Raw genomic sequence first — 23,161 nt, forward strand, 5'->3', positions numbered from 1 at the left:
TCAAGGACAAGACGCGAGGGAAACGAAAAGACCGTGATTTTGCTGTAGCCTGAACCTTTCCGTCTGCAGCAATGCCCGCACTGTTCATGCTAACTCACACCAATCAAGTTGATCCGCATTAAGCTAACCCCTACCCATTAAGTTGATCTGCGTCAAACTCCCCCCACCGTTCCAGCGTGTCGATCAGGCCGCAGCTGCAAGAGGCTGATTCGGTTGGCGCGCGATCAGCCGGCGGTAAGGGATCGCCGGAATCGCCACACACATGCGCAGCAACTTCTGCCGCATCGTTTCTTTCGCTCCAGGCAGGTGCAGCTGGCGGCGTCCGGTGTACTCGTTGAGGTACGCCTGCAGATGCTTCAGTCCCAAGGCTATATATGTACTCTTCAGCGATTCCCACGCCTCTCTCACCACTTTCCGCAAGGGCGTATACAGACAAAAGGCTAGAGGGAACGACTGTACTACCGATGTACGGGGATCCACATGCCCGTTGATGAACGCAGCGAGTTCGTGACGGTTTGCTCTTTGTCCGTCTCCTCGCTTATGCGGCACCAGGCGGATTTTGACCTGCTCCGGCTCGCCCGACTCCGTCACCGTGCATCCCGCTATAACCGCCGTGGCATACGGATGCGTAAACTGACACCGGGACGGGTTACGCCCATACTGATCGCTGTTCACCTTCACGTCTCCGTAGAGTAGTTCCCGGGCATCGAACTCTCCGACGGCATGGCGTATTTTGTGTAGCATCAACCAAGCGGTTTTGTAGGTGACCTCGATCACCTGGCTCAGCCGCATCGCCGAGATGCCGCCCTCAAGCAGGAATAAATCCAGAGCCTCGAACCACTTGAGCAGGGGCAAATGCGTTCCTTCAAAAATTGTGCCAACCAAAGCCGACGTTTGATGCTTGCACTTTCCGCACTCGAACAAGGGGATATGCCGGGAGGTCAAACGACTGCACCGGGTGTGAGCGCAGCGCGGGCAGACAAAGCCGTTCGGCCACTTCATCGCGATCAGCGCCCCATGCAGGACTGCTCGCTGTTATAACGGCTGGTGAATGGTTGAAGTTCCGTTCCCGCATTGACTTCCATGTTCGCTCGCCCCCGAATCAAGAATTTACGTACATATGTTCGATTTATTTTATTATACCAAACGTACGTTCCCTAATCAAGCCGAAAATCTCACCTGAACCGCCTCATTTTTTTCCTCATCTTTATTGTTTTTTTCTTCTCTCTTTTTTTGAAACCCTTGTTCTAGCCCCCACCTCCTGCTCACTGAACGAAAGGGATAATCGTGCAAAGGCTGCAGGCAGGGACACCGAGACACCGAGACACCGAGGCACCGAGACGCCAAGACGCCAAGACACGAACCCTTTGGACAGCCCTTCACCTGGCGTCGATTTGTGACACTGCTCGAGGGCGGCTACGGTGCAAAAGGTAAATGCGCTGACCTCAGCGGATCGTGACGCCCTCTTCATCGTTGACGCTTCCATGCTTCCATGTTTGAACGGTATCGCAGCAAAGCGGCCGAGCTGCTTGCCCGATTTAGTAATCATGCCACCGGCACGTTCGGCGCACTCCCTAAGAAGCCAGACCGCCTTTAGTAATCTTAAGGCAAAGACCGAGCCCAAGGAGGCAGTCTCCCTTGGCTCGGTCCTTTAAAGCAACCGGTTCATCCAAACCGGCCGGAAATGTAATCGTCCGTTCGTTTTTCCGAAGGATTCGTAAAGATTTTGCTGGTGTCGTCATACTCGACCAGTTCACCCATAAGGAAAAACGCGGTTTTCTCCGATACCCGCGCAGCCTGATGCATGTTGTGGGTAACGATAATAATGCAGTATTCGCGTTTTAATTCGGCGATCAGTTCCTCGACTTTGGCGCTCGAAATCGGGTCCAGCGCGGATGCCGGCTCATCCATCAAGATGATGCTCGGGTTTACGGCGATCGAACGGGCGATGCAGAGACGCTGCTGCTGTCCTCCGGACAATGCCAGAGCCGAGCTGTGCAGCCGATCCTTCGTCTCGTTCCAGAGCGCGGCTTTGGTGAGCGACTCCTCCACAATCTGATCCAGCTTCTTCTTGTCGCGGATGCCGTGATAACGCGGTCCAAATGCGATGTTTTCATAGATCGATTTATGAAAAGGATTCGGTTTCTGCCACACCATGCCGATTTTTTGCCGCAGCAGCACGACATCCGTTTTCGCATCGTTGATATTGTCGTCCCCGATCCAGATGTCCCCGGTGATCCGGGCGCCGGATATCAAATCGTTCATCCGGTTCAGACTGCGCAGGAACGTCGATTTCCCGCAGCCGGACGGCCCGATTAACGCCGTCACCTGCCGCGAGGCGAAGTCGAGCGAAATCTCTTTTACGGCTTGCTTTTCTCCGTAAAACACACTCAAATCTTTCGTGGATAATGCGGTATTTTGCACCTCGGAGCCCTCCTATTTCGTAGCCGTAAATTTCTTGTACATCAGGCGGCCGACCCAACGTGCCAGCAGGTTGAACAGAAGCACCGTGATGATAAGCACGGCCGAAGCGCCCGCGGCGATTTCCGGAGCGTCCGGAGCCAGCCCTTCGGAATTGATCTTCCAGATATGAACGGCAAGCGTCTCCGCCGGGCGAAACGGGTTCAGCGGCGACGTCGGGCTAAGCGGGTTCCAGTTCCCGAAGTCCAGTCTCGGACTGCTCATACCGGCCGTAAACAACAACGCCGCCGCTTCGCCAAACACGCGGCCCGCGGCCAGAATCGTCCCGGTCAAAATGACCGGCATCGCGATCGGCAGCATAATCGAACTGATCGTTTTCCATTTGGACAAACCCAGCGCCAGGCTCGCTTCCTTCTGCGCTTGCGGCACGCTGGCCATGCCCTGCTCCGTAATCCGCACCATCAGCGGCAGGTTAAACACCGTTAACGCAAGCGCCCCGGAGAACAAGGAGAAGCCGAAGCCAAAAACATTAACGATCACAAGCAAGCCAAACAAACCGACGACAATCGACGGAAAAGAAGACAATACTTCGACGATCAGCCGGATAAAATTCGTCAGCTTACCCGGTTTCGCATATTCGCTCATATAAATGCCTGCGCCGAGTCCAAGCGGAATCGTGATGATCAGCGTCAGAACAAGCAGGAACAAGGAATTGAATAATTGCGGACCAATCCCGCCGCCAGCCTTGATCGTCTCCGGCGGAGAGGTCAGAAAATCAAAGCTGATATGGCCTAACCCGCGGACTAAAATAAACCCGAGGAGTCCGACCATGATCAGCACAATAACGCCTGCCAGCGCAATAATGACGGCAGTTGCGATTTTGTCTGCTGTTTTTGCACTCATCGTTGTGCTCTCCTTTCCAGCCACCGTACGATAAAGACGAAAACGAAGGTCATCAGCATCAAAATTAAAGCAAGCGTCCAAAGCACGTTGTTTTGCGTCGTCCCCATAACCGTATTGCCCATGCTAAGCGTGATGACGCTGGTCAGCGTGGAGGTGGATTCAAACAGCGAGCGCGGGATATGCGGCGCGTTCCCGATCACCATCTGCACGGCGAGTGCTTCCCCGAAGGCCCGGGCCATCCCCAGCACAACCCCGGTGAGCAGCGAAGGCATCGTGGTCGGCAGGACGGTCCGCCACAAGGTTTGCCAGCGCGTGGCCCCCAAAGCATAAGAACCTTCTTTCAAACCGGGAGGTAGAGCGGAGATCGCATCCGTGGCGATGGACGTAATCGTAGGCAAAATCATAATCGACAATACCGTCGCCCCCGCAAAAATGCCAAGCCCTTGTCCGGGAAAAATGTCCCGGTAAAACGGGACGATCACGCTCAGGCCGACAAAACCGTAAACGACCGAAGGAATCCCGGCCAGCAGCTCGATCACCGGCAGCAAAAACTTTTTGCCGAATTTAGGCATAATTTCGACCATAAACAGGGCTGCGCAAATGCTGAGCGGCGCCGCGATGAGGGCCGCCAGGATTGAAGTGCTGAACGATCCCAATATGAAGGGGAGCGCCCCAAACATCGGGGGTACGCCCTCCGGCCTCCACTCGGTGCTTCCAAAAATTTGGCGAATCGAAATCCCGTCCTGAAAAAAGGTGCTTAAACCTTTGGTTGAGACAAAATACACCATCGAGAAAATCGTCACAACCAATAGCACGATGCAGAATGACGTAAATATTTTACCGGTCCATTCCTCTATAATGTGCGGCTGTACTTTTTTATTTCCGCCGGACTGAGCCATGAAACCTCTCCCTTTACACAGCACAGAAAGAGGCAGAAATGTCCGCCTCTTCTTCTGCCGTTATGATGTTTAGCGTAGTAAATTATTTTGTAATGTTGCCGTCAACATCACGTTTAACTTGCATTTTGCTTGCCGGGATATAGCCAAGTTCCACAACATCGCCGTTATCGCCTTGTACATCAGGGGAGACCATGTAATCCAGGAACGCCTTAACAACTTCGTTCGGCTCACCCTTCGTGTACATATGCTCGTAAGCCCATACCGGATAAGTGCCGTTTGCCACATTATCCACAGTTGCTTCCACGCCTTCGTATTTCACGGCTTTTACGGTGTCATCCAGGTAGGAAAGCGCCAGATAACCGATGGCTCCCGGCGTTTCGCCGACAAGCTTCTTAACCGTACCGGAGGAATCCTCTTGGATCGAACCTTGCAGGTCTTCCGTTTTCGTGCCAAGTGCGTATTTCTCAAACGTAGCGCGTGTACCGGAGCTCGAAGGACGGTTTACGATTTGAATCTTTTGATCCGGGCCGCCCAGGTCTTTCCAGTTTGTTGCTTTACCCGTAAAGATTTGCACCAATTGGTCTTTCGTAAGGTTGTCGATCGTCACATCCGGATTCACTACAGCGGCCATAGCGACAACCGCTACTTGGTGGTCAACCAGCTCGGAAGCTTGAGCGGCTTCCAGCTTCTCTTCGGCAAACACGTCGGAGTTACCGATGTCAGCCTGTCCGCCGGAAACTTGCGTCAGCCCCGTGCCGCTGCCTCCGCCTTGAACCTGAATGGATACGTTTGGATTTTGCTCCATGAATTTTTTCGAAACTTGATCTACCAGCGGTTGGAGCGCCGAGGAACCTACAGCCAGAACCGAGCCGGACAAATCGGAAGTTGCCGCGTTCCCGCCGTTGTTCGCCGGTGCCTCGTTCTTCGCCCCTGCGTTACCGCCTTCAGCAGCACCCGAGGTGTTAGTTTTTGCGTTGCCACCCTGACCACAAGCCGCCAAGGTCAAGCTTAATACCAAAGTCAAAACCATAAGCATACTCTTTTTCATTGTCTCAGGTTTCCCCCTTATTTGTTTTACAACCTGATTATAGGTGGCGAAGATCAATCCCATGTTTTCGTAATGTAAACTTTGTGTAAAATGACATTGGCGGGTCCCCCTTAATTTCGACAAAGGCAAACAAAAATAAACACTCCCCTAAGGTTGGATACAGGGAGTGTTCATTCGGTGTTAGTTCATGCAAATTCGGTTATTCGATTTCTCTCGTATTTTTGGACAGCAGCCCGGTCAGTTCCTTCATAAACATATTGATATCTTTAAACTGGCGGTACACCGAAGCAAAACGAACATAGGCCACTTCGTCCACGGGGTATAACTGCTCCATCACCAGCTCGCCGATCTCGCGGCTTTCCACTTCGGCATTGGCCGAATGGCGCATGGACCGCTCCACCTCGGACACGATGCTTTCCAGGCGCTCCACGGAAACCGGGCGTTTCTCACAGGCCCGGATCAAGCCGCGCAGCATTTTCTCGCGGCTGAACTCCTCGCGGCTTCCATCCTTTTTGATGACGATCAGCGGCATTTCTTCCACCATTTCAAAGGTCGTAAACCGCCGGCTGCATTTCTCGCATTCCCGCCTCCGCCGGATCGACCTGTTTTCGTTAGCCGGCCTCGAATCCAGCACCTTTGTCCCCAAATAATCGCAATACGGACATTTCAACGTCAGCCCCCTCCTTTCCACAGATTGTAATTTACATTAATTCCAATAAATAACTTCGAAAAAAAGTAATGAAGTTGATAGTCCCGGCACATAATACTGTTACCAACCACAAGGAGGTGAACATCATGGCACAAAATAATAACTCTTCGAACGACCTGGTGGTTAGACAAGCTTCCGGAGCATTGGATCAAATGAAATATGAAATCGCTCAGGAACTTGGCATCTCTTTCCCACAAGACGGATATGCTGGTAACCTGACTTCCTACGAAAACGGTTCGATCGGTGGTTTCATTACGAAACGCTTGGTTACTATCGCTGAACAACAGCTGGCAGGCCAAGCCGGTGGCCAAGCTGGCCAATTCTAATAACGCCGATCACCCCGAAGCATTGACAGGCGGATAACGCCGGTCAGTGCTTCTTTTTTCAACAAAATCAAAACTCGTCGTAAATGTCGGAATACTGTTTATAGTAATGCGTTACCCGCTGAACGTAATGGCGGGTTTCACCAAAGGGTATATTTTTGGACGTTTCCAAACGGCCGTCCCATTTCCCGCTTTTGATCCAGTTCTTGACATTAGTCGGCCCTGCATTATAGGCGGCGATCATGGCGATTTCATTGCCGTCAAACTGCTCCGACAGCGACTTTAAATACCAGGTCCCGATTTCGATGTTGGTCCCGATCTCATTCTGCACCTGATCCAGCGACGTATCGGGTAAACCCGCTTTCGTGATGACCCAATTCGCCGTGTCCGGCATGATTTGCATGATCCCCAAAGCCCCTTTTTTCGACTGGGCACCGGTCTTGTAATTGGTCTCCACTTTAATGATGGCCGCCACGATAAACGGGTCGATGCCATTGTTTTTCGCGTGAGAGCGAATTTCCTCTTTATAATAAATCGGATAAAACAACGAAAGCCAAGCGGAATTAAAAAAGATCAAAACGATAAACCCCAGGAATAACAATAGCAGCACTCTTTTTTTGCGAAGCCACCTCATAGCAGTCCCTGATCCCGCCAAAACCCGTCAATCTGACGCTCCGTCTCATCCAGTCCACGGCTGTTGTCGATCAAGATATCCGCCCTTTCTTTTTTCAGTTCGATATCCATTTGCGCATTCAGCCTGCGCTCCGCCTCTTCCCGGCTTAAAACGTCCCGCTCCATCAATCTGGACAGCTGCACGTCCCTCGGCACGTAAACCACCATGATCCGTTCATACAACCGCTCAAGCCCCGACTCGTACAGCAGCGGAATATCCGCAACGACAAGCCGGCGGGGATCTTCGGCTTCGAGCTCGGCCATGCGTTTTCTCATCTCGGCGCGAATCGCCGGATGAGTCAGGTTCTCCAGCGCTTTTCGCTCCTCAGGGCTCGCGAACACGATTTCGCCCAGCTTTTTGCGGTTGAGCGTCCCGTCCGGGTGCAGCACGGCTTGTCCGAAGCGCTCCGCCACCGCAGCCAGCACCGGATGCCCGGGCTCCATAATTTCCCTGGCGATGACATCCGCATCGATCAAAACGGCTCCCTTTCGCACCAGCATGCGGGATACCGTGCTTTTGCCTGTGGCGATGCCTCCGGTCAAGCCGATGTTCATCCTTTTAACACCTCACTGTTTTCGCGGGAGCTGGAACCGGCTCGTCCGGGCCCTACCTTGCTTCGTCCGCGGCCGGTCCGGTAAGGCTTCTGGCATGTGGGGCAAAAATGAGTTCCCCGGCCGCCGACAACCGTCTTTTCCACCGGATGCCCGCATACGAGACAAACCTCGCCGGTCCGCCCGTAGATGCGCAAGGCATGCTGGAACATGCCCATCTCCCCTTGACCGTTCACATACGATTTAATCGAGGAGCCGCCGGCGTTTACCGCTTCGTTCAGCGTGGCCACGATCGCCTCGTGCAGCCGGTCGAGATCAGCCCGGCTAAGCTTGTCCGCCGGATGCTCCGGATGGATGCCGGCCCGGAATAAAGCTTCATCCACATAAATATTCCCCAAACCGACGACATATTCCTGGTTCAGCAGCGCGGGTTTGATTTTTGTCGTCCGCCGCGTCATCAGCTTCCGGAAAACCTCCGGCGTAAATGAATCGTCCAGCGGTTCCACTCCCAGTTTGGCCAAAGGGTTGCTCGCAAATTCCTCCCCCGGGGAAAACAAATGCATCGTGCCAAATTGCCTTACATCCTTATATCTCAACTCCGTGCCGTCGGTAAATTTAAAAATGACATGCGTATGCTTTTCGACGGGCTCCTCCTCGGAATACACTCCGTATCTGCCCTCCATACGCAAATGGGAAACGAGCACAAGCCCGTCCATCACGATCCGCAAAAACTTGCCCCTGCGGCCGATTTCCACGATCCGGTGGCCCGCAAGCTCCGTCTCAAACCGCTGTATATCGTCCGGCCGCTGGATGATTCGCGGCAGGTACACCTTGACGGAGCGGATCGTTTTCCCCACGATCAATTCAGTCAGCGTTCTTCTGACCGTTTCCACTTCCGGCAATTCCGGCATGGCTAGTCACCTCTTCGTTTGTTCTACTTCGCTTCGTACCAGTTGCCGCCGTTGCTGACCTCCGCCTTCAGCGGCACGGACAGCTTAATCGCGTTCTCCATCGTTTCGGGTACGAGCTTCTTCATCAAGTCCAGCTCCTCCGGAGGGACTTCAAACACCAATTCGTCATGCACCTGCAGCAGCATCCGGCTCTTTAAGCCGTGCTCATAAAGCGCCTTGTCCATTTTCACCATCGCCAGCTTGATAATATCCGCTGCGGTTCCCTGGATCGGCGTATTCATCGCGGTGCGTTCGGCAAATGAGCGCAAATTGAAGTTCGAAGCGTTGATTTCCGGCAAATAGCGCCGCCGCTCCAGCAAGGTTTTGACGTAACCGTCACGTTTGGCTTCCTTGACGATCTCGTCCATATACCGGCGAACACCCTGGAACGCTTCAAAATACTGCTCGATAAAGCGGGCCGCTTCCTTCCGCGTAATGTTCAGGTTCTGGGATAATCCGTAATCGCTGATCCCGTACACGATGCCGAAGTTGACCGCTTTTGCCGAACGGCGCATATTCGCGTCCACCTCGTCCGGCCCGACGCCAAACACGTCCATCGCCGTCTTCGTATGAATGTCCATATCGTGCAGGAATGCCTCCTGCAGCCCCTTGTCGCCGGAAATATGGGCCAGGACGCGAAGCTCGATTTGGGAGTAGTCGGCGGCGAGAATAAACCAGCCTTCCTCCGAAGGAACGAACACTTTGCGGATTTTGCGGCCTTCCTCCAGGCGGATCGGGATATTTTGCAAGTTCGGATATTGGCTGCTCAGCCGTCCGGTAGCGGCAACCGTTTGCCGGAAATAGGTGTGCACCTTGCCCGTCTGCGGCATAATTTCCTTCAGCAAACCTTCCACATAGGTGGACTGCAGCTTAGCGAGCTGGCGGTATTCGAGGATAAACTGGACGATCTCGTGATAAGGCGCCAGCTTCTCCAAAACCTCCGCATCGGTGGAATAACCCGTTTTGGTCTTTTTAATGACCGGAAGCCCCAGTTTATCGAACAGGATTTCTCCTAATTGTTTAGGTGAATTCAGGTTGAATTCCTGCCCGGCGATTTCGTAGATTTGCGTCACCAGTTTGTTGATCTGCGCTTCGAATTCGACCCCAAGCTCTTTCAGGTCTTCCCGGTTGACGGCTACGCCTTGCTTCTCCATATCGGCCAGGATCCGCGACAGCGGCATCTCCAGATCATAGAACAGCCCGTGCATCTCGTATTTCTCCAGATCGGCGCGCTGGAGCGGAACGATGCGCAGCAACGCATCCCCTTTGCGGGCCAAATGGCGGCTGAGCGTCTCCGGATCGGGCACCTTGAATTTCGCGCCTTTACCGTACACGTCTTCATCCGCGGGCACGTGCGGAAGTCCGTATTTTGCCGCCAGTCCGCTGATCGTCTGGTCGTTTTCCGTCGGATCAAGCAAATAAGCGGCAAGCTGGACGTCATGTTCGGCGCCGGCAAAAGCGATGCCCTGCCAAAACAGAGCGAGATCGGCGCGGTGCAGGTCGTACCCGCGTTTAGGGATGTTTTCGTCCGCCAGCCAGGACAGCACGTCCGCCGCTTCCTCCCGCTTCAGCAATTCAAAGGGCAGGAAAAAATGCCGCGTCGGCGTCGACAGCAGCAGCCCCATCAGTGTGGCATGATGCGGATTATCCCCGTAAGACTCGATGATAATCCCTTCGACTTCCGCAAGCTGCCCGGATACTTCCGGCAAGGTGTCCGCGTCCACCATCGTCACGTTGATGTCCTCCGCCGCCCGAGCCGCATCCGCGTCCGCATTCGCCCCAGCGTTCCCGCCCGCTCCCGCGGTAAAGGACAAGCGCTCCAGCAGAGATTTGAATTCCAGCTTGCGCAGCATCGGAACTGCTTTTTCCTCTTCGATGCCGGAGAATTGCATATCCTCCCAGGACCGCTCCACCGGCACCTCGCGGAAAATCGTCGCCAGTTGCTTGCTGAGCTGCGCATCCTCGGCATGGTTTACGAGATTTTCCTTCATTTTGCCCTTGAGCTCGCCGGTATGGGCCAATACTTCCTCCACGGAGCCGAATTGATGCAACAGCTTCAGCGCTGTCTTCTCCCCGATTCCCGGCACACCCGGGATATTGTCGGACGTATCGCCCATCAATCCCTTCAGGTCGATGATTTGCAGTGGCTTAAGGCCGTACCGCTCTTCAATTTCCTTCGGCCCATAAGGCTCCACTTCGCTAACGCCCTTGCGGGTTAGCGCCACCTTGACCCGGTCGGTGACCACCTGCAGCATATCCTTGTCGCCGGTGACGACAAGCACTTCGCGATCCGATTCCTCGGCCTGTTTGCTGAGCGTGCCGATGATGTCGTCGGCTTCGTAGCCGGGCAGTTCAAACCAGGCGATGCCGAAGCTTTCCAGCAGCTCCCGCATCAGCGGGAACTGCTCCGACAGCTCCGGCGGTGTTTTTTCGCGGCCGCCCTTATACTCCTGGTAACCTTCGTGGCGAAAGGTCGTTTTGCCCGCATCAAACGCCACCAGAATATGAGTGGGCTGCTCCTCCTGAATCAGCCGGAGCAGCATATTGGTAAAACCGTAAACGGCATTCGTGTGCAGCCCGCCGGAGTTCGTCAGCGGCGGCATCGCAAAAAACGCCCGGTAAATTATGCTGTTGCCATCTATAAGGATCAATTTGTCCATACTACACCTCGTCCCGAGTGTTTTGTTCCTGTTACCTATGATAACACAGCAGGCCTCCGGTTAACACCGCGAGGCCCCGTAAAGAGCGCAAAACAATAAAACCGGCAGCCGCCTGCATATTGCATAAGGCAGCTGCCGGTTGATCAACCGGTACACAGCGTGTTAAAGAACAATTTTACTGGTTCAAATCCGGGCGGTGGCCGGTGACGAGATAGACCGCGCTTTCCCCAATGTTCGTGGCATGGTCGGCGATCCGCTCGATATAGCGTCCAACTAGGGTAAGCAGCATCGCCTGCTGCAGGGAATCCGGATTTTCGATCATAAACGTATACAACTCCTGGATCATCTGGCTGTATAGATGGTCGACCTCGTCGTCGTCCTTGGCCATTTTGTAGGCCAGGTCCGTATTTTCGTCCAAGTAAGACTGCAGCGATTCCCGCAGCATCAGGATAACCAGGTCGGACATTTTCGGGATATCGATCAACGGCTTGATCAGCTTCTGGCCTTCCAGGCGCATCGTCACTTTGGCAATATCGACGGCCAAATCGCCCATCCGTTCAAGATCGCTGGAAATTCTAAAGGCGACGATAATCCGCCGCAGGTCCTTGGCTACCGGCTGCTGCGTCACAATCAGCCGCGAGCCGATTTCCATCACCTGCTCTTCCATCTGGTTCAGCTCGATATCGCGCTCAACGATTTCTTTGGCTTTCTGCGAATCCATGGCCCGCAGGGCCCCGATAGCTCCCGTAAGCCCTTGTTCAACATGCTCTCCCATTTGTCCGAGCAATTGCCGTAGTTCTTCCAGATTCTGATCGAATTCTTTTCTTTGAATCATTCAGCAGCAGCCTCCTTGTTATCCGAAACGACCGGAAATATAATCTTCTGTGCGCGAATCCTGCGGGGTGGAAAATAACTTCTGCGTATCGTCCGCCTCTACGATTTCCCCATTCAGGAAAAAAACAGTCCGGCCGGAAATTCGCGCCGCCTGGTGCATGTTATGCGTGACCATCACGATCGTATACCTGTCTTTGAGCTGCTGGACCAGTTCTTCGATTTTCAAGGTGGAAATCGGGTCCAGCGCCGAAGTCGCTTCATCCATCAGCAGAATGTCAGGCTGCACCGCGATCGCCCGCGCTATGCAAAGCCGCTGCTGCTGCCCGCCCGACAGGCTGAGCGCCGAGCGCTTGAGGAAATCTTTCACTTCGTCCCAAAGGACGGCCTGGCGTAGGCTTTGCTCCACAATTTCGTCGAGGGCGGCCTTGTTCTTGATTCCATGCAAGCGGGGGCCATAGGCCACGTTATCGTAAATCGATTTCGGGAAAGGGTTCGGCTGTTGAAATACCATCCCCACCCGTTTGCGCAGTTCTTCCACTTCCACTTCATCGCCGTAGATGTCGCCCCCGGCGATTTCCACGGCGCCTTCGATCCGCGTTCCGGGAATCATGTCGTTCATCCGGTTCAACGTGCGCAGCAGCGTCGATTTGCCGCAGCCGGACGGTCCGATGAAGGCCGTGATCGTTCGCTCGGGGATATCCAAAGAAACGTCCTTTAACGCATGAAATTGTTCATAATATAAGTTCAAATGTTGAATCCGGATCGCGGTTTCCATGTCAGTTCTCCTTCGTTAAAATAGCACACACCTATAAACTCGAAGCACGGCACTCGCGTATAAACGTAAGTCCGTGCTAAAAACAGCCTTGCCTTATTACCTTATTTCAACTACCGTTTATTATTAAAACATGATTAAATCCTTATCCATTTTAGCTTGCTTATGTAAAAGAAAATGAATCAAAATGTAAACGCAATGTAAAATATGTTTAAGTGCGTGTTCAAAAAGTCGGCTTTTTAGCACCGAGAAGGTTGGATGAAGCCAGGGACTGAGGAGCGGAGCGTACGTTTTGGGTACGTGAGCACCGGAAGGCCCGGCTGAATTCAAGATTCGACGTCGAAACCACTTCCTGACCTGCTTCGTGATCAAAAGATGGCTTTTTGAACAACCTCTTTAAGCGTTCGTAAATTGTTCCAGCTCCCGCAGCACGGTTTCCGTTCTTCGCGCCGCGACATCCGCGGCATCGCGCATCTCCCGTTCCCTCGCCTCCACGGACCGGACCGACCGGACCAAGGCCTCGAACGTTTCGTCCGTTTTGCCCACCCGCGTATGGCCGGCTTCCATCTCCGCAGCCGTAAGGCCGGACGTTGCCGCTGCTTGCTGCACATGCCGGTTGACGATATCCAGCGTTTCGCCGATTTCTCCCGACAATTTTTGCGTCTGCAGAGCAAGCTTGCGGATTTCGCTGGCGACGACGGCGAAGCCGCGTCCATGTTCTCCGGCGTGCGCCGCTTCGATCGAAGCGTTCAGCGCCAGGATCCCGCTCAGATTGGCCAATGCCTGAATACTGGCGGTGATCGACGAAATTTGCTGCGTGCGCTCCAGCAGCTCCGACATTTGTGCCGCCTGGCTGCGGGACGTCTCCAGCACCCGGTCGAAGGCGGCCTTTACTACTTCGAGTTCGGCCCTGCCCGTTTCGGCCTGTCCGCTCATCGATTCCGACTCCCGCAAGCTGCGTTCGGCGGAATCGGACACTTGCCTAACCGAATGTTCGATATCCTTGATCAGCGAATAGCTTCCGCGAACGACTTCCCCCCGGATTTGATCCGCTTCCCGCTGCAGATCGCGCGACATCCGCATTAGGTCCTGGACCGTCAGGATGCCGTAAAACCGCCCATTTTCGGTCATAATCAAACCCTCGTAAAAATGGACGCCCTCCCGGTTTAACGCCGCATCCACCACATCTCTGGCCGGAGTCTGCAAATCGCATACAAGCGGATGCTCATCGGCAAAACCGGACGCCGGACGATCGTAAAACAAATCGGCCGCAAAACGCCCGGCCAAAAAGCGGTAAAACCGGTCCCGCATCAAAATCCCCAGCGGTTTGTTACTTTCATCACAAAGGACGATGCACGAAAGATCGGAATCGCGCTGAAACCGCTGCAGCACACCGCGGCAGGATTCCTCCCGCCCGATCACCGGCACGCTTCTGCAGTACGTACGCACATCCACCGCAGTTTCCTCCAGATTGGACGAAACCGCCTGCTGCGTCTCCGCTTCCCCGCCGGAGGTTTGAACCGGCTCCGGACGTTCCAATTCCGCTGCCACCTGTGCTCCCAACACGAACAACTCCCCTCAGAATGGTGCATATTCATTAACAAAGCATACCCGGAAACTGTTTGCTTAATGTTTACGGCATTTTGATCGTATGTAAAAAAACGTCCATCATCTTGCTTAAGTGATGGGCGTTTTTTTCTTGTTTACGACCAGCTTATATCCTACGCCGCGAATGGAATCGATATGCACCGACTGCGGATCGAGCTCCAGCTTTTTGCGCAGCGAGCTGACATGGACGTCCACCGTACGCTGACCGCCGATGTAATCGAAGCCCCAGACCGCGTTCATCAGATCGTCGCGGGTCATCACGACTCCCGGCTTACGCGCCAGGTACAGCAGCACTTCAAATTCCTTCGGTCTTAGCGTAATGGCTTCACCGTTTAAAGTAACCTCGTATTTCTCGGGAAAAATGGCCAAAGCCCCCAGTGAAATCTGGGAATTGTCCTGCACCATGGATTCCCGTTCCTCCTGGCCGTTCGCTCTACGGAGAACCGCCGCCACCCGCGCCAACAATTCGGCAACCCCAAAAGGCTTGGTAATGTAATCGTCAGCGCCCGATTTAAGGCCCTGCACCACTTCTTCCTCCGCATTTTTGGCGGTCAGAATAATTACCGGGGTCGTCACGCCTTCGCTCCTCAGCTTGGACATGATTTCAAACCCGTTCATGCCCGGAAGCATCAAATCCAGCAATATCAGGTCAAACTTTTGTTTGAGCGCCGTCTCATATCCGGTCTGCCCATGATCTTCCACGACAACTTCATAGCCTTCGCTGGTAAGATTGTAAGACAGCAGCCTGGATAACGTCGGTTCATCTTCGATAACCAATAGACGTTGCGTCATAGAACCCCCTCATCTCTACATGTGATGATGACAAGCCCAGCATATCATGGGAATGTTAACGCGGTGTAAAAAATATAAAAATGGGTAAAATCGGTTCAACTTGTACTAACCCTCATCCAAAGTATGCATAAACGGGAGCTCGACTATGAATGAGGAGCCTTCGCCGACCTTGCTTTCCACGCTGATCGTGCCATGGTGCAGATCGACGAGATGCTTTACGATGGACAGCCCCAGGCCGGTTCCTCCAGAGCTGCGGGACCTCGCTTTGTCCACCCGGTAAAAACGCTCGAAAATGCGCGGCAGATCTTTTTTCGGGATGCCGATTCCCGTATCGCTGACGATGATGCGAACCTTCTCGTCTTCCCCGCCCTCGCCCAAAATGGCCACATCGACGCGGACTCTGCCGCCTTCCTGCGTATAGCTGATCGCGTTGGACAGCAGGTTCATGAATATTTGCCGGAGCCGGTCTTCGTCTCCTTCCATAAACAGGTGCTCGGGAATGTCATGGCCCATTGTAATCGACTTCTTCCTGGCCGCGGGCAACAGCACCTCATAGATGCTGTCGAACAGTTCCTTCAAATTTACGGGAGCGTATTCCAGCGGCACGAGCTTGGATTCGATTTTGGACAGATCGAGAATGTCGCCGATCAGGCGGTTTAGCCGGTCCCCTTCATCGTAAATGATCTGCAGGAACGAACGGGCCGTCTCTTCGTCTTTGACGCCTCCGGCGAGCAGTGTTTCGGCAAAGCCTTTGACCGCGGCGATCGGCGTTTTCAATTCATGGGACACGTTGGCCACGAATTCGCTGCGCATTCGTTCCAGCCTGCGAATGTCGGTCACGTCCCGGAGCAGAAACAGCATCCCCCGGTATTTCCCGTTGTCCTCGAACATCGGAACGCTGTCGAACAGCAGTATTTTTTCCTCCGGATCGTAAACGTTGCGTTCCTCCTGGACATATTCCTGGCGGGAAATCCCTTCTTCGGCGAACTTCGTAAATTCGTAATTGCGTTTGATGTCGCGGTATGATCTTCCCAAGAGCTGATCTCCCTTGACATGCAGGATACGCTCCGCCTCCCGGTTGATCAGGGCGATGTTGCCTGAAGCGTCAACCATCACGATCCCGCCGGTCATGTTGGCCAGCACGCTTTGCAGCAGATCTTCATTTTCATGAATCCGCTTGAGCTGCTGCTGCAGGCTGTCCGCCATCCCGTTGATCGCCTCGCCCAGCTGGCCGATTTCGTCCCGGCGGGTCAGCTTGACCCGAGCGTTGTAGTCCAGCTTGGAGATGCGGTGCGCGACGCGTGTGATTTGCTCCAGAGGCCGGGTCATTCCCGCGGCGATCCGGTAGCTGACGAAGCCGGCAACGAGGAACAAAATCAGCAGCCCGCCGGCCATCAGCAGCCAACCTTGGGTGAGTCCCTTCTCCACGGCAGCCAGGCTCATCGACAGGCGGATGTAACCGTCGAATCCATCTGCGGAGGTGACGCGGCGGGCGACGTAAAGCATATTCTCGCGGACCGTATGGCTATAGCGGATCGCGCTGCCTGCGCCCCCGTCTTCCGCCGACTCGATTTCCTTTCGATGGGCGTGATTGTCCATCCCCTCCGGATTCATTTCCGAATCGCCGACAACCTTTCCGTCCAGGGTAATGAACGTAACCCGGGAATCGCTCATTTTCTCCAAGGCTTTGGCCTGTTCCGTGTAATATTGTTCCGCGCCGGCGTTACCCTGGACCGGGACAAACCGGAACGTATTCTCCAGCAGGCTGATTTCCCGTTCCATGTTCTGCTCCAGGGCATGGATATGGGAATTTTTAAACAGCTGGGCCATCGTCAGGCCGGCAGCCAACATCGAGATGCCGACAAGGCCCATCAAAATGAGGGAAAGCTTGGTTCTGAACGTCTTCATCTTATTTAAAAACCGGCTCTTTGAATGCGGACAACTTCGCGAGCGAGTCCTTTTCCACTCCTTCATGCAAGCTGTCTCCGTGAGAGTCCATCGTGACGATCGCGGCAAAGCCGTCAACCTCAAGATGCCACATCGCTTCCGGGACGCCGAATTCCATAAAATCGGCGCCGTTCACTTTCTTAATGCATTCCGCATAATATTGAGCGGCTCCGCCGATAGCATTCAGGTAAACCCCGCCATGCTCCTGCAAAGCGGCGAGCGTCTTGGGACCCATTCCGCCTTTGCCGATGACGGCACGGATGCCAAACTTCTTCATAACTTCGCCTTGATACGGCTCCTCACGGATGCTGGTCGTGGGGCCCGCCGCTTTGACATGCCAGCCTGCCTCATCCTTCAGCATGACCGGCCCGCAGTGGTAGATCACCGCACCGTTCAAATCCACCGGGGCATCGTGATCCATCAAATATTTGTGCAAGGCGTCGCGGCCGGTGTGCATTTCGCCTTTGAACACCACTACATCGCCGACGCGAAGCTGCCGGATCTGCTCCTCCGTGACCGGTGTCTGCAGCACGATTTCCCTGCTTTTGTCCGCGGCTGCGGACGTCTCGGCGCCGGCGGCTACCCCTGCTGCGGCAAGATCTTCGGTGCTTTGCTCCGCCGGTTCCTCAACGGAAACATCGCTGCCGCGCTCGTACAACCAATTGCTGATCGCGCCGCTGGCGGCATCGATCTCCACCCCTTGGCGGCGAAAAGCCCAGCAGTTGTAGGCTACCGACACAAAGAAGCTGGCCGGCAGCCGGTTTTCGACGCCCACTTTGCAGCCCAGCAGAGTAACTTCACCGCCAAAGCCCATCGTACCGATGCCCAATTGATTAGCGGTCTTCACAATATATTGTTCCAAACGGTCCAGGTCCGGATTCGGGTTGACGTCGTCGATGGTGCGGAACAACTGGCGTTTGGCCAGTTCATAGCCCGTCGTCCGGTCGCCGCCGATGCCGACGCCGATAAATCCCGCGCTGCATCCCTGGCCTTGAGCTTGATATACCGCGTGCAAAATGCATTTGCGGATTCCGTCCAGATCGCGGCCCGCGCGGCCCAGTCCTTCCAGCTCAGCGGGGAGGCTGTACTGAATGTTTTTATTCTCGCAGCCGCCGCCTTTCAGAATCAGACGCATATCGATATAATTTTTTTCCCACTGTTCAAAATGAAAGACCGGTGTGCCCGGCCCCAAATTGTCGCCGCTGTTCGCTCCGGTCAGCGAATCCACGGAGTTCGAGCGCAGCTTGCCTTCCTTGGTGGCCCGCTGTACCGCGCTTTTGATGGCCCGCTTCATTTCAATCTGGTTAGCTCCGACCGGAGTATGGATGATGAAAGTTGGCATTCCGGTATCCTGACAGATCGGCGACACCTGCTCCTCCGCCATTTTAATGTTGCGGGCGATGGTCGACATCGCAAGCCCGGCCCGCGTGGCCCGGTTTTCCATGGAGCGGCCAAGGTTGATCGCCCGGCGCACATCTCCCGGCAAATTGGTGGAGGTTTCCACAATTAATTGGTATACGCTTTCTTCAAACTGTTGCATAGTTCAAGAATCCCCTCTCTCTCGTCATCTTGATAAACATATAAGCCCGAAACCGCAGCTTTAACATTGCATCGCAAATGATATCTTCTTCAACAAGTTTATAATAACATAATAACCACTTTGAGATGACGAATTCTGTCCAAAATAAAGTCCGAAAAAGAGAGGTTTATCACTGCACAAAAAACACCCTACGCTAGAACACGATGCCAAAGCGGTTTAAAAACCACGTTTCGTCGTGTTGCCGGCGTAGCGCGTACTTCCGCCTTTTTTCATGCGTCAACTCCTGCAGCTCCCGCTCGTCTCCGCCTTCGGGGCCAAAAACGTCTTCCACCAACTGCCGGCAAACCGAGATTTGCGGTTCCGAGAAATGCAAATAGGCCAGCAGCAACAGATCTCGTCCCCATCGTTCTCCGCTGTCATCGTAAGGAAAATTTTGCCGAAAAACCTGGACCAGAGTCACCTCCGGAACGTAACGGCAGGTTCCTCCGAGCAGCCACATTCTCAGCGAAAATTCCGCGGTTTCCAGCTCTTTGCCGGCAAACCCGTCCTCCATCCCGCCGCTTTCCTCAAACCGGTCCCTGCGGATCGCCAAACATTCCCACGACAACCACGGCAACTCATTCCGGCCTTCCGTTAAGGCCGGGTAATAACGTATGGATTTTAGCCAGCCCGAAACGGATTCCGTCTTCGGCACCACGGAACGCTCATGCATGACAAAGGAAGGCGAACTGCAATCGGCTTCTCCTTGGATAAGCGGCTCAAGCAACGCCTCCATCCAATCGTCATCGTAATACAGGTGCGCCCCGCAAAAGATCAGGTAATCTCCAGTAGCATGCGCGGCGCCGAGATTTCGTGCCGTAACTCCCGCCGCTGCTTTCAGACGTTTGACCGGTTTCTCAAAACGGTAACCCAGCAAAAAATCACAACATCCATCCACCGAACCTTCATCGACGATAATCACTTCATAGGGAAGAGATGTGCGCGATACCTTGAGCGATTCCATCGTCGTGTAGAGATCGATTCCATTGTTTTTTACGGTAATGATGATCGATACGGTCTTTGATTCGCTAGACATCATATAAGCTCCTTAAAATGGGTATAATTTATAAATTATTGTAAATCAGTATAGACCATAATTCCATAATAAACCAATTCATACTTTCAGTAAACACAAACAAAACACTTAGTTTATTATATTTCCCTTAAGTTCTCACTATGGTAAATATAGGAGGGGGTTTTATGGACTACGAGGCATTGGGGAAAAGGCTGCGCCAAGAACGGCATAAAATGCATTTGACCCAGGAGAAGCTTGCCGAAAAAATTGAGGTTTCGGACGCATACATAGGACAAATTGAACGGGGCGAACGCAGTTTATCTTTGGATACGCTCGTGAAGCTCGCTAATCAATTGGGTGTGACCGTCGATTATTTGCTCCATGATTCGCTGGAAATCAGTGACGATCATTTTATGGATCAAATTCAGCAAATCATGGCGGGGCGCACCTCAAAAGAGAAACAACTCACGCTTGATATCATGAAACTGATGTTCACCCATCTCGATGAATTGCAAAAGGAAACGAAAGACCCTTCATAGGTCCGCTGATTTCATTAGAAAGCAAAGACCTGCCGGCAGTTCCGGCAGGTCTTTGCTTGTGAATTTAGATAATGGTGCTGAACACCATGAAAAACGAAATGACGAGCACGGACACAGACAACAGCGCGCTTAATGTACGCAGCTTGCCTTCCTCGGCCGTAATCGGTTTATTCTGGCGAATGCCTTCCTGCGCCAATCGCAGCGGCTTGCCCATAATCCCGCTGAGCGCACCGACGGCCAGGAACAATAAGACGATCACGATCATCCAAGGCACCGAATAGTCACCCTGACCGATCAGATACCCGCCGGTCAAAAGCTGGAGAATCAGGCCAAATTGCGCAAATCGGTTCAACGTTCTCACGGCCGACACGGTGCCTTCCTGCCCGGCAAGCGACAATTTGCCCAGCGTCCCCAGCACAAACGGCAAAATCAAATAAAAGCCGAGCGCCAAAGCCCCGATAATATGTAGAAATAACATGACCTGATACATAACACAACCGCCTTTCAACGTCAATTACATTTATTATAAACTATTGTAACAATAAATGGAACGGCTGTTGGGGAAGGGGGCTCTGTGTAAGTTAAACGGATAAGATTTCGGGATCGGGGCATTTGATCCCATTGAGCCGTCCTTCTTCTCATGAAATCGAGCTGCTGCTGGAACTGATCCATGAAGTCGCTGTCAAAGGAGGAGCTTTCCGCGCTCCCCCAATTACATCAAGGTTTACTTGCCAATTCATGCTTGGTCGAAGAGGTGTCTTTCATTGTTTTAGACCATCAGCCCGACCTAAATCAACGTAAACGAATTAAAGTATTCTTTTCTTGGGGTGGGCGGCAGATCAACACTCACTGTCAAGGCGCTTTGCACGATTATCCCGTTTGATCAGGGTAGCAGAGAAACAGACAAGCTCGGGAGAAGAAAATATTTGGTGGATAAGCAGATAGGTTCGAGATCATTTAGACGGGCTTAGGAGAAGGAATCAGGTTTAGGGGAGGTGAAACAAACCGGACAAGAGTTATTTTATGCAGCATCAACCAGGCGGTTTTGTAGGTGACTCGGGTCAACTGACTCAGCCGCTTCGCCGATACCGCCCTCAAGCAGAAACAACTCCAGCGCTTTGAACCACTTAAGCAGGGGCAGATGCGTTCGTTCAAAAATCGTACCGCCCAAAGCCGACGTTTGATGCGCACACCTTCCGCACTCGAACAAAGGATATGCCTGGAGGTCAAACGACTGCACCGGGTGTGAGCGCAGCGCGGGCAGACGAAGCCGTTCGGCCACTTCATCGCGATCAGCACCTCCATGCAGGACTGCTCGCTGTTATAACGGCTGGTGAATGGTTGAAGTTCCGTTCCCGCATTGACCTCCATGTTCGCTCGCCCCCGCATCAAGAATTCACGAATGTATGTTCGCTTTATTTCATTATACAAAACATACGTTCCCTTATCAAGCCCAAAAGCTCACCTGAACCGTCTCATTTTTTCCTCATCTCTTTTTTTCTCTTTTTTGGGAACCCTTGATCTAGCCCCCCCTGCTCCCTGCTCTCTGCTCTCTGAACGAAGGGGATAATCGTGCAAAGACTGCAGGCAAGGGCACCAAGCCACGAAGACACCAACACACCAAGACACGAACCCTTTAGACAGCCCCTCACCTGGCGTCAATTTGTGACACTGCTCGAGGGCGGCTACGGTGCAAAAGGTAGATGCGCTGGACCGCGGCGGATCGTGACGCCCTCTTCATCGTTGACGTTCCCATGCTTTATGCTCTTGATCAACGAAGCAGCCCAAAAAGCCGGGAAGACACTGTCCGCCTCTGATTTAGCGTCAACTCCGGCAATGGATTGCTGCTTTACCCAGCTAATTCAAGGCTTGTCTGCCGATTTTTTGCTGCAAAAGTTAAGTTATAAATTCTAAATCTTAAAAAAACCCGCCCAGTTTTAAATGGGCGGGTTTTAAGCAGAAATAAACAGAGGATTATCCAACGATTAGCCTTTCACCACCGCAATTATGCTTTTGACCGAGGCGGCGGATTGGTCGAGCGCGGCTTTTTCCTCGGCCGTCAAGTCAAGCTCGAATACCTTTTCGATGCCGCCCCCGCCGAGAATAACCGGTACACCCATGAACAAGTTGTCGTAACCGTATTCGCCTTCAAGCAAAGCGATGACCGGCAAAATCCGCTTTTTATCCTTGAGGATCGCTTCGGTCATCTGCACCAGCGACGCTGCAGGCGCGTAATAAGCGCTGCCGTTGCCAAGCAGGCTGACGATTTCGCCGCCGCCGGCGCGCGTCCGCTGCACGATCGCTTCGATGCGGTCAGCCGAAAGCAGCGTGTCGATCGGAATCCCGCCGACGCTGGAATAGCGCACGAGCGGAACCATATCGTCGCCATGGCCGCCAAGCACAAAACCGCGCACGTCCTCCACGGAAACATTTAGCTCTGCGGCGATAAACGTGCAGTACCGGGCCGTATCGAGGACGCCGGACTGGCCGATGACGCGGTTTTTTGGGAAACCAAGCGTTTGATAAGCCACGTAAGTCATCGCATCCACCGGGTTGCTAAGGATAATGACCGTGGCGTCCGGACAGTAATTCTTCACGTTATCGCATACGGAGCGGACGATGCCCGCGTTCGTGTTGACGAGGTCGTCCCGGCTCATCCCGGGTTTGCGGGCGATCCCCGCCGTAATGATGACGATATCAGAGCCGGCCGCATCCTCGTAAGAGGAAGTGCCGGCGATACGGCTGTCGAACCCTTGTACCGGTCCGGCCTCAAGCATATCAAGCGCCTTGCCTTTTGTCGGATTCACAAGCTGCGGAATGTCAACCAACACGACGTCTCCAAGTTCTTTTTGCGCAAGCATAAACGCCGTGGTTGCGCCGGTAAAACCGGCGCCGACAACGGTTATCTTTTTGCGTTGGATAGCCATGCGGGGCAAGC

The 23,161-nt window shown here is 53.5% G+C and carries 21 protein-coding genes and 2 pseudogenes; 3 read left to right on the forward strand and 20 right to left on the reverse strand.

The features are described 5' to 3' along the window. Positions 1–183: 183 nt before the first annotated feature. Positions 184–1,002 carry a transposase gene (locus ACLD72_RS26905; protein ID WP_458476243.1) on the reverse strand — a complete coding sequence of 273 codons (819 nt, stop codon included), beginning with the start codon at positions 1,000–1,002 and terminating at the stop codon, positions 184–186. A gap of 376 nt (positions 1,003–1,378) precedes the next feature. Here ACLD72_RS26905 and ACLD72_RS26910 point away from each other — a divergent pair. After that, a pseudogene (locus tag ACLD72_RS26910) lies at positions 1,379–1,564 on the forward strand (IS4 family transposase); the annotation flags it as partial. Positions 1,565–1,665: 101 nt separating this feature from the next. Here ACLD72_RS26910 and pstB (ACLD72_RS26915) read toward each other — a convergent pair. The 5 genes from pstB (ACLD72_RS26915) to nrdR form a co-directional block, all read right to left on the reverse strand. Further along, positions 1,666–2,424 carry a phosphate ABC transporter ATP-binding protein PstB gene (pstB, locus tag ACLD72_RS26915; protein WP_411003663.1) on the reverse strand — a complete coding sequence of 253 codons (759 nt, stop codon included), beginning with the start codon at positions 2,422–2,424 and terminating at the stop codon, positions 1,666–1,668. A 12-nt stretch (positions 2,425–2,436) separates the two neighbouring features. Further along, entirely contained in the window at positions 2,437–3,324 is an 888-nt protein-coding gene (pstA, locus tag ACLD72_RS26920; protein WP_251595492.1) for a phosphate ABC transporter permease PstA, read from the reverse strand. Beyond that, on the reverse strand, positions 3,321–4,223 hold the full coding sequence (gene pstC / locus ACLD72_RS26925; RefSeq protein ID WP_411003665.1) for a phosphate ABC transporter permease subunit PstC: 903 nt from the start codon (positions 4,221–4,223) through the stop codon (positions 3,321–3,323). Before pstC ends, pstA begins: the two co-directional genes overlap by 4 nt. An 82-nt stretch (positions 4,224–4,305) precedes the next feature. Continuing rightward, on the reverse strand, positions 4,306–5,271 hold the full coding sequence (locus ACLD72_RS26930; protein WP_411003666.1) for a phosphate ABC transporter substrate-binding protein: 966 nt from the start codon (positions 5,269–5,271) through the stop codon (positions 4,306–4,308). A 199-nt stretch (positions 5,272–5,470) separates the two neighbouring features. Then, positions 5,471–5,941 carry a transcriptional regulator NrdR gene (gene nrdR, locus ACLD72_RS26935; protein ID WP_251595498.1) on the reverse strand — a complete coding sequence of 157 codons (471 nt, stop codon included), beginning with the start codon at positions 5,939–5,941 and terminating at the stop codon, positions 5,471–5,473. 125 nt (positions 5,942–6,066) lie between these two features. Between nrdR and ACLD72_RS26940 the strand changes: the two genes are divergently transcribed. Beyond that, entirely contained in the window at positions 6,067–6,306 is a 240-nt protein-coding gene (locus tag ACLD72_RS26940; RefSeq protein ID WP_251595500.1) for an alpha/beta-type small acid-soluble spore protein, read from the forward strand. A gap of 67 nt (positions 6,307–6,373) precedes the next feature. Here ACLD72_RS26940 and ACLD72_RS26945 read toward each other — a convergent pair whose 3' ends face one another. From ACLD72_RS26945 to ACLD72_RS26995, 11 genes are all read right to left on the reverse strand, one after another. Continuing rightward, positions 6,374–6,937, reverse strand: a complete 564-nt coding sequence (locus ACLD72_RS26945; RefSeq protein ID WP_411003667.1) for a lytic transglycosylase domain-containing protein — start codon at positions 6,935–6,937, stop codon at positions 6,374–6,376. Beyond that, positions 6,934–7,530, reverse strand: a complete 597-nt coding sequence (gene coaE / locus ACLD72_RS26950) for a dephospho-CoA kinase (protein ID WP_411003668.1) — start codon at positions 7,528–7,530, stop codon at positions 6,934–6,936. The genes ACLD72_RS26945 and coaE overlap by 4 nt, the downstream gene beginning before the upstream one ends. Then, positions 7,527–8,438 carry a DNA-formamidopyrimidine glycosylase gene (gene mutM, locus ACLD72_RS26955; RefSeq protein ID WP_411003669.1) on the reverse strand — a complete coding sequence of 304 codons (912 nt, stop codon included), beginning with the start codon at positions 8,436–8,438 and terminating at the stop codon, positions 7,527–7,529. Before mutM ends, coaE begins: the two co-directional genes overlap by 4 nt. A gap of 23 nt (positions 8,439–8,461) precedes the next feature. Then, complete coding sequence (polA, locus tag ACLD72_RS26960; protein ID WP_411003670.1) at positions 8,462–11,137, reverse strand: DNA polymerase I; 2,676 nt, start codon at positions 11,135–11,137, stop codon at positions 8,462–8,464. Between the two features lie 175 nt (positions 11,138–11,312). Next, positions 11,313–11,972, reverse strand: coding sequence for a phosphate signaling complex protein PhoU (gene phoU / locus ACLD72_RS26965; RefSeq protein ID WP_411003671.1), 660 nt, complete (start codon positions 11,970–11,972; stop codon positions 11,313–11,315). Positions 11,973–11,990: 18 nt separating this feature from the next. After that, positions 11,991–12,746: a phosphate ABC transporter ATP-binding protein PstB gene (pstB, locus tag ACLD72_RS26970; protein ID WP_251595512.1), complete on the reverse strand. Its 756-nt coding sequence runs from the start codon at positions 12,744–12,746 to the stop codon at positions 11,991–11,993. 393 nt (positions 12,747–13,139) lie between these two features. Continuing rightward, a complete protein-coding gene (locus ACLD72_RS26975; RefSeq protein ID WP_411003672.1) occupies positions 13,140–14,309 on the reverse strand; it encodes a methyl-accepting chemotaxis protein in 1,170 nt (389 codons plus the stop codon). Positions 14,310–14,420: 111 nt separating this feature from the next. Then, complete coding sequence (locus ACLD72_RS26980) at positions 14,421–15,143, reverse strand: response regulator transcription factor (RefSeq protein ID WP_251595516.1); 723 nt, start codon at positions 15,141–15,143, stop codon at positions 14,421–14,423. Between the two features lie 105 nt (positions 15,144–15,248). Beyond that, positions 15,249–17,051 (reverse strand): two-component system histidine kinase PnpS, encoded by a 1,803-nt coding sequence (pnpS, locus tag ACLD72_RS26985; protein ID WP_411003673.1) that lies wholly within the window; start codon positions 17,049–17,051, stop codon positions 15,249–15,251. Between the two features lies 1 nt (position 17,052). Then, positions 17,053–18,630 (reverse strand): fumarate hydratase, encoded by a 1,578-nt coding sequence (locus ACLD72_RS26990; RefSeq protein ID WP_411003674.1) that lies wholly within the window; start codon positions 18,628–18,630, stop codon positions 17,053–17,055. A 193-nt stretch (positions 18,631–18,823) separates the two neighbouring features. Beyond that, positions 18,824–19,705 carry a glycosyltransferase family 2 protein gene (locus tag ACLD72_RS26995; protein ID WP_458476244.1) on the reverse strand — a complete coding sequence of 294 codons (882 nt, stop codon included), beginning with the start codon at positions 19,703–19,705 and terminating at the stop codon, positions 18,824–18,826. A gap of 164 nt (positions 19,706–19,869) precedes the next feature. Between ACLD72_RS26995 and ACLD72_RS27000 the strand changes: the two genes are divergently transcribed. Continuing rightward, on the forward strand, positions 19,870–20,223 hold the full coding sequence (locus ACLD72_RS27000) for a helix-turn-helix domain-containing protein (RefSeq protein WP_251595524.1): 354 nt from the start codon (positions 19,870–19,872) through the stop codon (positions 20,221–20,223). A 64-nt stretch (positions 20,224–20,287) separates the two neighbouring features. Here ACLD72_RS27000 and ACLD72_RS27005 read toward each other — a convergent pair whose 3' ends face one another. From ACLD72_RS27005 to mdh, 3 genes and pseudogenes are all read right to left on the reverse strand, one after another. After that, positions 20,288–20,713 (reverse strand): hypothetical protein, encoded by a 426-nt coding sequence (locus ACLD72_RS27005; protein WP_411003676.1) that lies wholly within the window; start codon positions 20,711–20,713, stop codon positions 20,288–20,290. A gap of 527 nt (positions 20,714–21,240) precedes the next feature. Beyond that, positions 21,241–21,594 (reverse strand): annotated as a pseudogene (locus ACLD72_RS27010) (transposase); the annotation flags it as partial. Between the two features lie 614 nt (positions 21,595–22,208). Next, the gene (gene mdh / locus ACLD72_RS27015) at positions 22,209–23,150 is read right to left on the reverse strand and encodes a malate dehydrogenase (RefSeq protein ID WP_411003679.1); all 942 of its coding nucleotides are present in this window, start codon (positions 23,148–23,150) and stop codon (positions 22,209–22,211) included. Positions 23,151–23,161: the final 11 nt, after the last annotated feature.

It is taken from the genome of Paenibacillus lacisediminis (assembly GCF_046567315.2).